The sequence below is a fragment of the Synechococcus sp. H60.3 genome (assembly GCF_047462295.1).
In the GTDB taxonomy this organism is placed as follows: Bacteria; Cyanobacteriota; Cyanobacteriia; order Thermostichales; family Thermostichaceae; genus Thermostichus.
Map to the genome: position 1 here is coordinate 1 of NZ_JANSIY010000091.1, position 10,729 is coordinate 10,729.

10 protein-coding genes are annotated in these 10,729 nt (G+C 63.4%); 5 read left to right on the forward strand and 5 right to left on the reverse strand.

Annotation, left to right across the window (positions count from 1 at the left end):
* The 5 genes from radA to trpB form a co-directional block, all read right to left on the reverse strand.
* Nucleotides 1–1,237 (reverse strand): DNA repair protein RadA (gene radA / locus NW841_RS09745; protein WP_414386214.1); only part of this gene is annotated, 1,237 nt, incomplete at its 3' end.
* An 89-nt stretch (nucleotides 1,238–1,326) separates the two neighbouring features.
* On the reverse strand, nucleotides 1,327–2,463 hold the full coding sequence (gene aroC, locus NW841_RS09750; RefSeq protein WP_414386209.1) for a chorismate synthase: 1,137 nt from the start codon (nucleotides 2,461–2,463) through the stop codon (nucleotides 1,327–1,329).
* Nucleotides 2,464–2,534: 71 nt separating this feature from the next.
* On the reverse strand, nucleotides 2,535–3,275 hold the full coding sequence (locus NW841_RS09755) for a pantothenate kinase (RefSeq protein WP_414386210.1): 741 nt from the start codon (nucleotides 3,273–3,275) through the stop codon (nucleotides 2,535–2,537).
* Nucleotides 3,265–3,984 (reverse strand): AMMECR1 domain-containing protein, encoded by a 720-nt coding sequence (locus NW841_RS09760; RefSeq protein WP_414386211.1) that lies wholly within the window; start codon nucleotides 3,982–3,984, stop codon nucleotides 3,265–3,267. Before NW841_RS09760 ends, NW841_RS09755 begins: the two co-directional genes overlap by 11 nt.
* 28 nt (nucleotides 3,985–4,012) lie before the next feature.
* Nucleotides 4,013–5,272, reverse strand: coding sequence for a tryptophan synthase subunit beta (gene trpB / locus NW841_RS09765; protein ID WP_414338227.1), 1,260 nt, complete (start codon nucleotides 5,270–5,272; stop codon nucleotides 4,013–4,015).
* A 189-nt stretch (nucleotides 5,273–5,461) separates the two neighbouring features.
* Between trpB and NW841_RS09770 the strand changes: the two genes are divergently transcribed.
* From NW841_RS09770 to NW841_RS09790, 5 genes are all read left to right on the forward strand, one after another.
* Nucleotides 5,462–5,677 (forward strand): hypothetical protein, encoded by a 216-nt coding sequence (locus NW841_RS09770; protein WP_414332928.1) that lies wholly within the window; start codon nucleotides 5,462–5,464, stop codon nucleotides 5,675–5,677.
* Between the two features lie 312 nt (nucleotides 5,678–5,989).
* Nucleotides 5,990–6,508 (forward strand): hypothetical protein, encoded by a 519-nt coding sequence (locus NW841_RS09775; protein ID WP_414332930.1) that lies wholly within the window; start codon nucleotides 5,990–5,992, stop codon nucleotides 6,506–6,508.
* Nucleotides 6,509–6,556: 48 nt separating this feature from the next.
* Nucleotides 6,557–7,105, forward strand: a complete 549-nt coding sequence (locus tag NW841_RS09780; RefSeq protein ID WP_414377130.1) for a hypothetical protein — start codon at nucleotides 6,557–6,559, stop codon at nucleotides 7,103–7,105.
* A complete protein-coding gene (locus NW841_RS09785) occupies nucleotides 7,105–8,652 on the forward strand; it encodes an Hsp70 family protein (RefSeq protein ID WP_414386212.1) in 1,548 nt (515 codons plus the stop codon). Before NW841_RS09780 ends, NW841_RS09785 begins: the two co-directional genes overlap by 1 nt.
* A 213-nt stretch (nucleotides 8,653–8,865) precedes the next feature.
* The gene (locus NW841_RS09790) at nucleotides 8,866–10,242 is read left to right on the forward strand and encodes a 1-acyl-sn-glycerol-3-phosphate acyltransferase (protein ID WP_414386213.1); all 1,377 of its coding nucleotides are present in this window, start codon (nucleotides 8,866–8,868) and stop codon (nucleotides 10,240–10,242) included.
* Nucleotides 10,243–10,729: the final 487 nt, after the last annotated feature.

A 10,729-nucleotide genomic window follows, 5' to 3' on the forward strand; every position in this document is an offset into this window, starting at 1 on the left:
CCTGTCCCCCCAGGCCCACCTCGCCAATCAAGACCGTGAAGGGATCCACCTGGCGATCCCGGAAGCTGGCGGCCACGGCCACCGCCACCCCCAAGTCGGCAGCCGGCTCGGCCACCTGGATGCCGCCGGCGGAGGCGATGTAGGCGTCGTATTTGGAAAGCGGGATCCCCACCCGTTTTTCCAGCACCGCCAAGATCTGCAGAAAGCGGTTGGGCTCGATGCCGGTGGCGGTGCGGCGGGGGGAGCTGTAGCTGGTGGGGCTGACCAGGGCCTGCACCTCGACCACCAAAGGGCGGGTGCCCTCACAGGCAACGATGGTGGCTGTTCCTGGCGTGGCCTGATCCCGGCTGCTCAAAAAAAGCTGCGAGGGGTTGTCTACTTCCACCAAGCCAGAGGCAGTCATCTCGAAAACGCCGATTTCCTGGGCTGCCCCAAAGCGGTTCTTGACGGCGCGCAGCAGGCGGTGGCTCTGAAAGCGATCCCCCTCGAAGTACAAGACGGTGTCCACTAAGTGCTCCAGCACCTTGGGCCCGGCCAGGGATCCATCTTTGGTGACATGGCCAACGATGAGCAAGGCCACCCCCAGTTTTTTGGCCACCCGCATCAAGAGGCCGGCACATTCCCGCACCTGGGAGACGGATCCCGGCGCTGAGCTAAGCTGCCCCCAGAAGATGGCCTGAATGCTGTCAATGATGGTCACCTGCGGCTGCAGAGCCTGGATCTCGGCCAGAATGGCCTCCAGCTCGGTCTCGGCCAATAGGTAGAGCTGCTTGCTTTCTATCCCCAGCCCCTCCGTCCCGCCAAGGCGATCTGCACGCAGCTTAATCTGCTGGGCCGATTCCTCCCCCGACACGTACAAGACAGGCCCGCCCTTGGCCAGATGAGCGGCAGTCTGCAGCAGCAGAGTGCTTTTGCCAATGCCCGGATCGCCGCCGATCAACACCAGGGATCCCGGTACAATGCCGCCCCCCAACACGCGGTCGAACTCGCCAAAGCCCGAGGAAAGGCGGGGGTGGCGATCCGAGTGCACCTGAGCGAGAGGAAGGGCTGCCTGGGGGATCCCGCTGCCGCGGCTGCGCGGGGGGACAAGACGCTGGGGTGACCCAGACTTGGGAGAGGGGGTGAGAACCACCTCCGTCAGGGTATTCCAGGCGCCACAGTTGTCGCAGCGGCCCAAAAACTTGGGATAGCGCTCGCCGCACTGGCTACACTCCCAGACGGTTTTGGCCTTGGCCATGAGCAGGGATCCCGCCTCTTTCTCAGGATACAAAGACTCGATCCCGCTGGCGCAATCAGGATCTCCGCAAGGGCTCCGACCGGCTGCCGCTAACTGTGGGGCACAGGAACGGCAGGAATGGGCACCTCCGGCAAGACTAGGGATCCGCACTGGCCGTGGTGGCGCAGCAGATGGTCACAGAGCACCAAAGCCACCATCGCCTCCACCATCGGCACCGCCCGCGGCAGCACACAGGGATCGTGGCGCCCCCGCGCCGCCAAGACCGTCTCCTGCCCGTCGAGGGTGACCGTGCTTTGGGGCTGGCGAATGGTGGCGGTGGGCTTGAAGGCCACCCGCAGAATGATATCTTCCCCGTTGCTGATGCCCCCCTGGATGCCGCCGGAGCGGTTGCTGCGGGTGCGCCAGCCGCTGGGGGTCATGTAAAACTCATCGTTGTGCTGCTTGCCCGTCAGGTAGGTGCCGGCAAACCCCGACCCAATCTCAAACCCCTTGCTGGCCGGCAGCGACATCACCGCCTTGGCCAGGTCGGCTTCTAGTTTGTCAAACACGGGGCAGCCCAGCCCGCGGGGCACATTGCGGGCCACGCACTCCACCACTCCCCCGAGAGAATCTCCTTCCCGCGCCGCTGCTTCGATTTTCTCAATCATCGCCGCCGCCGCTTCTGGGTCGGGGCAGCGGACAATGTTGGCTTCCACCTGCTCGGCTGTTACTGAGCTGGGATCCACCTGCGCCTCCACGTCTTTGACCCGCTGCACATAGGCCAGGATCTCCACCCCTGCCGCCAGACGCAGGATCTTCTTGGCAATGGCCCCGGCGGCCACCCGGCCAATGGTCTCCCGCGCCGAGGCCCGTCCTCCCCCCTGCCAGTTGCGGATGCCGTACTTGGCCTGGTAGGTGGCATCAGCATGGGAAGGGCGAAAGGTGGTGGCCATTTCGCGGTAGTCCTGGGGGCGGGCATCCTGGTTGCGCACCAGGATGTGGATGGGTGTGCCCAGCGTAAAGCCCTGGAAAACCCCGGAGAGGATCTCGCAGCGATCCGCCTCCTGGCGCGGCGTGGTGATGGAGCTCTGGCCAGGGCGGCGCCGATCCAGCTCCGCCTGGATGTCAGCCTCGCTCAAGGGCAGCCGCGGCGGGCAGCCGTCCACCACCACCCCCACCGCCCCCCCGTGGGACTCGCCGTAGGTGGTGACGCAAAACAAGACGCCGAAGGAGTTGCCGTTGGCCATGGGATCCCTGGGTTGCCGAAAGTTGAAAACCTGCCCGCTTTGGAGAGGGTCTGACCCTTGAGGGACTGTTTTTATTCTGCACCAGGGAACTGCCGAGCAGCGCGGTGCAACTGACGGCAGCCGGCGATCCCCCGCAACACCAGGTGGGGATCCCAGTGCAGTTCCCTGTCCAGAAGGCGCAGGTGGGCGTAGAGCAGCTCGCCATCGCCGCCGGTTACTAGCAGGGGCCCCTGGGGAAAGCGGCGCCGCCAGTCGGCGATGAAGTCCTGCAAGCCGGCCAGCAGGGTGTGGAGAATGCCGCTGCGGATGGCAGCCCCAGTGTCCCTGGCCCAGCGGGGGGGCAAGGGATCCGCCGCCTCCCACTCCACTTTGGGCAGGCGGGCGGTGTGGTCGGCCAGTGCCTGTGCCTGCAGCCCTAGGCCGGGCAGGATCGCCCCTCCCAGCAGGGATCCCTCCGGGTCAGCCCCCGTCAGGGTTAGGGCGGTGCCGGCGTCGATGACCAGACAGGGCCAGCCGTAGTGGATGCCGGCAGCCCAGACGGCCAGCGCCCGATCCAGCCCCAGGCCGGGGTAGGGATCCCGCAGCGGCACCTGGGAGAGTCCAAGGCAATGCACCCACGGGGATCCCGGCGGCAAAGGGGCAGAGCCAACGGCAGCCAGCCACAGCTCCGTCTCTTCCGGCCAGGACAAGGGCCGGTGGGCAGGGAACTGTTCCACCTTGACCAAGGTCTCCCCCACAAACCAGCCCCAGCGCACGTGGGTGTTGCCCAGCACCGCCGCCAGCCACCGGTCGGGTTGGGCCTCAAAACTCATGCAGCAGCTCCGCCTCCACGCGAAACAGCTCCACCGGCTGATCCGCAGGGATCCCGGCCAACCTTTTGGCGGTGGAAAGCTGCCATTCCGTTGTCAGGGCTTCTCCGGGCAGCAACACCGCCCCCCGCGTGCCCGTGCGAATGAACAGGCCCATGCGGGTGGGATCCACCTGCTCCAGCGAGGGGATGGGCACCACCCGTCGCACGATGGCCACCTGGATGGACGCCGACTCCAGCTCCCCAGGTCGCAGGGGCGGATAGCGCCAGTCGCGGGTAACAGCCCCCACCGCTGCCCGGATGGTGGCCCTGGCCAGATCCTCGCCGCCGGGATCCAAGCTGCCCCAACAGCCGCGGGGCCGCCCCTCCCTGGTCACCGTAACAAAAACTCCCGCCGGGCGCCGCCAGTGGGGCGGGATCTCTTCTGGGGCGGGCAGCACCTGGCCAGTGGCGAAGTAGTGGGCGATGGCCTGCCGCGCCAGGGCCGGCAGCGTCTCAGGAAGGGGTGGCGGCTGGCCGGGAGCAAGGATCCCTGTCCCCTTCGCCTCTTCCTCCCTGGGGTCGACCAAGGCGCCTGCCCAGAAAGTCGTGGCCGGGGACGGGATCCCGCCAACGCGCCCGGAAACCTCTGGCTGGGATCCAACCAGCAGCACTAGCCCCGCCCCCAGAAACAAGGTCAGTAGGCCGAGCAGGCGAACGGCAAAGGTGGACATGGGCAGGGATCCCCTTGCCAACCCAACTCTAGGCTAGGCTACGCCCCCGCTGCTGCAGGTACTGGAAAACGGTGTTCAAGTCCTTGTCGCCCCGCCCGGAGCAATTGACCACCACCCGCTGCTGGGGGCCAAGCTGCGGCGCCAAAGTCTTCAGGTAGGCCAGGGCATGGGCTGTCTCCAGAGCAGGGATGATCCCTTCCAGGCGCGACAGCAGCAGCAGCGCTTCCACCGCCTCGTCGTCGGTAACCGCGTAGTACTCGGCCCGCCCAATCTCTTTTAGGTAGCTGTGCTCCGGCCCTACGCCAGGGTAATCCAGGCCGGCGCTGATGGAATGGGCCTCCTGCACCTGGCCTTCTTCATCTTGCAACAGGTAGCTCATGGCCCCGTGCAAGACCCCAATGCGACCGCGGTTGAGGGTGGCGGCGTGGCGGGATGTGTGCAAACCCTCCCCGGCAGCCTCAATACCGATCAGCCGCACCTGGGGATCGCGGATAAACTCGTTGAACAGGCCCAGGGCATTGGAGCCACCGCCCACACAGGCCAGCAACACGTCCGGCAACCCTCCCCATTTCTCCTGACACTGCTGCCGCGTCTCCTGGCCGATGACATCGTGAAAGGCCCGCACCAGCTTCGGGTAGGGGTGAGGCCCGGCCACCGTGCCAATGACGTAGTGGGTGGTCTCCACATGGGTTACCCAGTCGCGGATGGCCTCGGAGAGGGCATCTTTGAGGGTGGCCGTGCCGGCTTCCACCCCGCGCACCTCAGCGCCCAACAGGCGCATCCGCTGCACGTTGGGGGCCTGCCGCTCCATGTCCAGCGCCCCCATGTAGATGACGCATTCCAGGCCGAAGCGGGCGCACACGGTTGCCGTGGCCACCCCATGTTGGCCGGCGCCGGTCTCGGCGATGATCCGCCGCTTGCCCATGCGCACCGCCAGCAGCACTTGGCCGAGGGCGTTGTTGATCTTGTGGGCGCCGGTGTGGTTGAGGTCTTCCCGTTTGAGGTAGATCTGGGGGCCGCCGTAGTGTTCGGTAAGCCGCTGGGCAAAGTAAAGCGGGCTGGGCCGCCCGACAAAATCCCGCAACAAGCTGTGCAACTCGGCGCGAAACTCGGGATCCTGCCAGTGCCGCTCAAAGGCTTCCTCCAGCTCCGTCAGGGCGCTCATCAGGGTTTCCGGTACAAAGCGGCCCCCAAACGGCCCAAACCGGCCCTGGGGATCCGGGCGCACCTGCGGGTCAAGGGGATCCCAAGCAACAGCGTGGGCAGCAGCAAGAGGAGTTGAGGTCATGGCAAATCTGTTGGTGCGGGCTGGGCAGCCGGCAATAGGAGACAGGCCTCCCTATTTTACAAAAGTCGGAAACGCGGGAAGGCGACTATTTGCCGCCCTAGAGGGTGGGATCCCGCCAAAACCGGCTTTGAATAGGGGACTTCCAGGGATCTTTAGGATGAGGCCGTCTGATTTTGGGGAGCGGCCTTTATGGACAAGCATCTGCAAGAGTTGCTCCAGCAAGAAGATCAAAAGCGCATAGACGAAGAACTACGCCGCACCTATGCCCTTTCTCAAAAGTCTCAGGGAGTGGCAATCTTTTTGTCGTTATTGCTGGCTTTTGCAGCCTACATTTATACGCGGCGATGGAAAGCGCTGATGGTCTTTTTGGGGTGGTGCATTTTTGTAAGGACTCCGTCCCGCTGACGCGAACGGCGTGTTGTTTGGCGATGAAGAAGGAGAAGTTTCTCTTCCTGGACTTTTTCTGGCCTCCACCTGGGCAGCAGTGGACAACTGCGCCGCTATCCAGCGAGCTAGAGAAAAAATTGAACTGCTGCGCTCCGGGCAAAACCTCGATAGCGACCGGCGGAGTTAATCGACATCAAATCAACAAGCTGGAAACCCTATCCTTCTCCCCTCTCCCTGTGGGAGAGGGGTTGGGGGTGAGGGATCCCTTTGCCAGCAGCAGTTTAGAAAAAAGGAGCCTAGAATGGCCGCAGATCCGAAAAACTCGAAACCATGAGATCTGCTGCTTGCTTAGCCTGTCTGCTCGCCGCTCTCTTTGTGGGAAAAGGGATCCCGGCTCTGGCCTCACCCGCTCTTTTGGTACTGGCCCAGTCAAGTTTTCAGCCCTACATCAATGCCCGCTTTGGCTATCGCCTCGACTATCCGGCCGATTTTGTCCCCCAAGGGGAATCCGATAGCGGCGACGGTCAGGTGTTTGTCGGCGAAGAGGGGGCTGAGCTCCGCGTTTGGGGTGGGTACAATATTTTTCAAGCAACGCCCGCCAGCGCCCTGCAAGAGGAGTTGCAGCGCAGCCGAGAAAGCGGACGCCGGGTTACCTATCAAGTTGCCGGTCGGGATTTTTTCGTGGTCTCCGGCTACGAGCCAGGCAGCTTGCGGATTTTCTATCTCAAAAAGCTTGTCCGCCCCTCTCTAGAGGCTGGCTTTGAATTGGTCTATCCGGCCAGCCGGCGCGAGCGCTACGACCGGGATGTGGAAGCCATAGCCCGCTCCCTGCGCTTTGGGGATCCCTGACCCAGGCCCCAGTTGGGGCATGATCATAGGGATCCCTGGCAAAACCCAATGGCCGAGAGACCGCTGGACAGTTGGCTGCGGGAACGGATGCAAGCCGTTGGCCTTTCCTCATGGCAGGCCTTGCAAGCTCAAGCAGGGATCAGCCGCCGCGCCCTCGATCAGGTGCGCCAAGGGCGGTGGGGATCCCTGCGCCTGGAGCAACTGCAAAAGTTGGCTGCCGCTCTCCGGTGGGATGTGGGATCCCTGCTTGGCGGCGGAAGGGGCTCTGACAATGCAGAGGCAATCTTCTCCCTGCTGCAGCCGCTGCTGACCAGCTACCCCACCGTCCGCGAGATTGCCCGGCGCAAGCCGGATTGGCCGGCCCAGAACGTGACGGCTCTGTTCCGGTCGCTGGATGCCCTGCTGCAGCAGTGGGGGTATGAAGCCATCGGCAGCCCTCTTGAATCCGTCCCCTTCGACCCGCAACTGCACCAGCCGGATCAGCCGGACATTCGGCCCGGGGATCCCGTCTATATCCGCTTTGTCGGCTACCGCTGCGGCGATCGCATTCTCTGCCCGGCCAAAGTTAGTCGCTCCCTGCCCGGAGGATTGAGCTGATGGCACCCGTCCCCAAAGCGACGCTGGCTATTGATTTTGGCACCAGCAACACCGTGGTGGCGGTTTGGGATCCTGGACAAGAAGCGCCCCGCCTGCTCAGCCTTCCCGGCCTCTCCCGCCCCAGTTACGCGGCTATTCCCAGCCTGGTCTACGTCAAGGGAAAAGGCCAACTTCTGGTGGGAGAAACCGTGCGCGCCGGGCGCTGGGGAGCAGTGGATCCGCAGCGCTTGTTTCAGGGCTTCAAGCGGGATCTGGTGGCGGAGTTTGTGCCCCCGCCGCGAGTTCTGGATGGGGAGCGCTACGATGCCGAGAGGGTGGCCCAGGCTTTTTTGCAGGCGGTGATGGAAGCCATCCAACAAGAGTACCCGCAGCCGCAACAGGTGGTGTTTACAGCTCCCGTCGGCTCTTTTGAGCGCTACTTAAACTGGCTGCGGAGGGTGGCCGGGGATCCCATTCAGATTGTGGACGAGGCCACGGCTGCTGCCCTGGGCTATGCGGTTGACCAGCCGGGATCCCTTGTGCTGGTGGTGGATTTCGGCGGCGGCACCTTGGACCTCAGCCTGGTGCGCACCCTTCCCCCTCAGCCGGGCGACCCTGTCCTCAAGGCGGAGGTGATTGCCAAGGCCGACGCCTACGTGGGTGGGGTGGATATCGACATCTGGATTGCCGAATACCTGCTGGGGCAACTGGGGCTGAGCCGGCAGCAGCTGGGGGCCCTGAGCTGGATTACCCTTTTGGAGCAGGCAGAACAGCTCAAGATCGCCCTTTCTGCCCAGCCCAAGGCGGTGGGCAGTTGGTTTGACGACGAAGCCCTAACCGCCTATGAGCTGCAGTTGGATCGGCAGGTGCTGGAGGAGATTCTAGAAACCCACCAGCTCTTGGATCAAATCCGCCAGTGCCTAGACGAGGTGCTCCTCACTGCCCAGGCCAGGGGAGTGGGCAAAGGCCAAATTGAGCAGGTGCTCCTGGTGGGAGGCAGCTCCCAACTGCCGGCAGTCCAAGAGCTGCTCCGCTCCTACTTTGGCAAAAAGAAAGTCCGCTGCGAACGCCCCTTCGACGCCGTGGCCCTGGGCGCCCTGCAGGTGGGTCGCCAAGTTAAGCTGGAGGATCGCCTGCACCACAGCTACGCCATCCGCCTCTGGGATCCCTTGCAAAAAAGCTATATCTACTACCCTTTGTTTGAGCGGGGCAGCCCCTACCCCTGCCGACGCTCCGAGCCCTTGATCTTGCAGGTGGCCAACGACGGGCAAACCGAAATTCGCCTCGATGTGGGAGAAGTGGCTCAGGTGGCCCAGGCCGAGGTGGTTTACGACGAGCTGGGGCGCATGAGCAGCCGCCAACTCACTCGACAAACCGATTTTCGATCCCTGGCCCCTGGCGCCGAGCCGGCTTGTCTGGCCCGCCTGCAACCCCCAGGCCGGGCAGGAGAAGATCGCCTCAAGGTGGAATTTGCCGTTGATGCCTCGCGGCGGCTGCTGGCCACTATCTTCGACTTGCAAACCCAGCAGCTTTTGGTAGAGGCCCAGCCCGTAGCCACCCTGAGTTAGAGAGAGAAAGGCACTCAGCCTCTTGTCGCACCGAAACCCAAACAGCGCTATCTGGCCCTCCTCCCCTCTCCCTCAGGGAGAGGGGCCGGGGGTGAGGGATGCCTCAGGGAGAGGGGCCGGGGGTGAGGGTAAATTTGAAACGACCATAACCCGATCGATTGGATGGGGATTTGTTGGGCCTAGCTTGAGCAATTCAGTATTTGAGAAAAAGCCTTGTTTTCGCCACCACCCCCCTCTTTTGCCCGTCCCCCCCTGGACTTTATCCCGCCGGCCTACAGCCCCTGGGTGCTGCGGCTTGTCCACGGGATCCTGCCACTGCTGTTGCGGCTGAGGGTGCGGCCCTGGCTTCCTTCCGGTATTGCCAAAATCGAGGCTAGGGGCGTGGAGATCCTGGCGCAGCTCTACCACCAGTTTCAGGCGGGCCAGATCCGGCTGATCCTCGCTTTCCGCCATGTGGAGGTGGATGATCCCCTGGTGGGCCTCTACGTGCTCTCTCGCCTGGTGCCGCAGGCTGCCCGTCGCCAAGGGATCCCCCTCCGCAAACCCATTCACGCCCATTTTCTCTACGACCGGGGCATGCCTCTTTGGGGTGGCGAGTGGCTAGGGTGGCTATTGTCTCGCCTGGGCGGGATCCCTGTGCATCGGGGACGGCGGGTGGATCGGCTGGCGCTGGCGGCGGCGCGGCGCCTACTGCTGGACGGCCCATTTCCTTTTGGGATCGCGCCGGAAGGGGCCACCAATGGCCACAGCGAGCGGGTCAATCCTCTGGAGCCGGGAACGGCGCAACTGGCCTTTTGGTGCGCCGAAGACCTGGCCAAAGCCGGTCGTTCGGAGAAGGTGGTTGTGGTGCCCATCGGGATCCAATATCGCTACCTAAAGCCCTCTTGGAAAAAGCTGGAGCGCCTGCTAAGCCACCTCGAGCGCCTCAGTGGCCTGACGCCGCCGGCGGATCCCAAGCCTTCCGCAAACCGCCACTGTGCTCAGCGGATCTGTGGCCTGGCCCACCACCTGCTGGCCCAGATGGAAACGTTTTACGGCCTTCCCCCTCTTCCTTCTGGGGCGCCTTTCAACGCCCGCCTGGAACGGCTGCTCCACACGGCGCTGCAGACGGCCGAGACCTACTTTGGCCTATCTCCCCAAGGGGACTGGAACAGCCGCTGCCGCCGCATCGAAGAAGCCGCCTGGATCCAGATCTACCGAGAAGAATTGCGGCATCCCGGATCCCTGGCTCCGCTGCAGCGGGGGTTGCTCAACTGGAAAGCCCAGCAGGCTACCCTCTACCTACAGCACATGCGCCTGGTGGAAAGCTGCGTGGCCGTGCAGGAAGAGTACTTGCTGAGTAAGCCTTCTTTTGAGCGGCTGGCAGAAAGTGCCCTGATCCTGTTTGATGTCTTGGCCCGCCTGCGCGGCGATCCCTACCCGGCCCGGCCTCGCCTGGGTTGGCGAGAAGTTCAGGTTACGGTGGGGGATCCCATCTGGGTGAGCCAGCGGTGGGAACGCCAGTACCGCCAAGGCCGCCAGGAAGCCAGACAGGCAGCAGCCGAGCTAACTCAAGATTTGCAACTTGCTCTCGAGCGCATGATCTCTTGAAGCAGCAATATGCCTGGCTGGCACAGTTGCCTGTGGTAGGGATGCGGAGCCCTTTCTCCCGCTCCCCTCTCCCAGAGGGAGAGGGGCTGGGGGTGAGGGCGGATCCCCCTGGGAGAGCTGACTTTAGTCGGAGGAGTGTCAAGACCATCTATGAGCAATGGCTAGGCCAGTTGCTCCTTTGACGTAGTCAATGTCTTCGCGGAACTTTTTGAGCTCCTGCTTTTAGATTGCATAGGCAGCATCAAGGGCGGTGGTAGGGGAGCTAAGACGCTTTGGAAGTTCCCCTTTCCCAAAAGCAAGAAGACTCAACCTCGGTCGGGTGCTGCCCCAGCTTTTGGGAAGACAGCAGGGGGGATAGAAACAGCCGTTGCGCCAAGGTCTGCCCAAAAAGCAAGGGATCCCTAGAGAAGGGATCCCTCTTCTAAGACCAATTGAGACTAGAACAAATTAGTCGCGCTCAATGTACAAAAAGAGCACGGCCATGGCC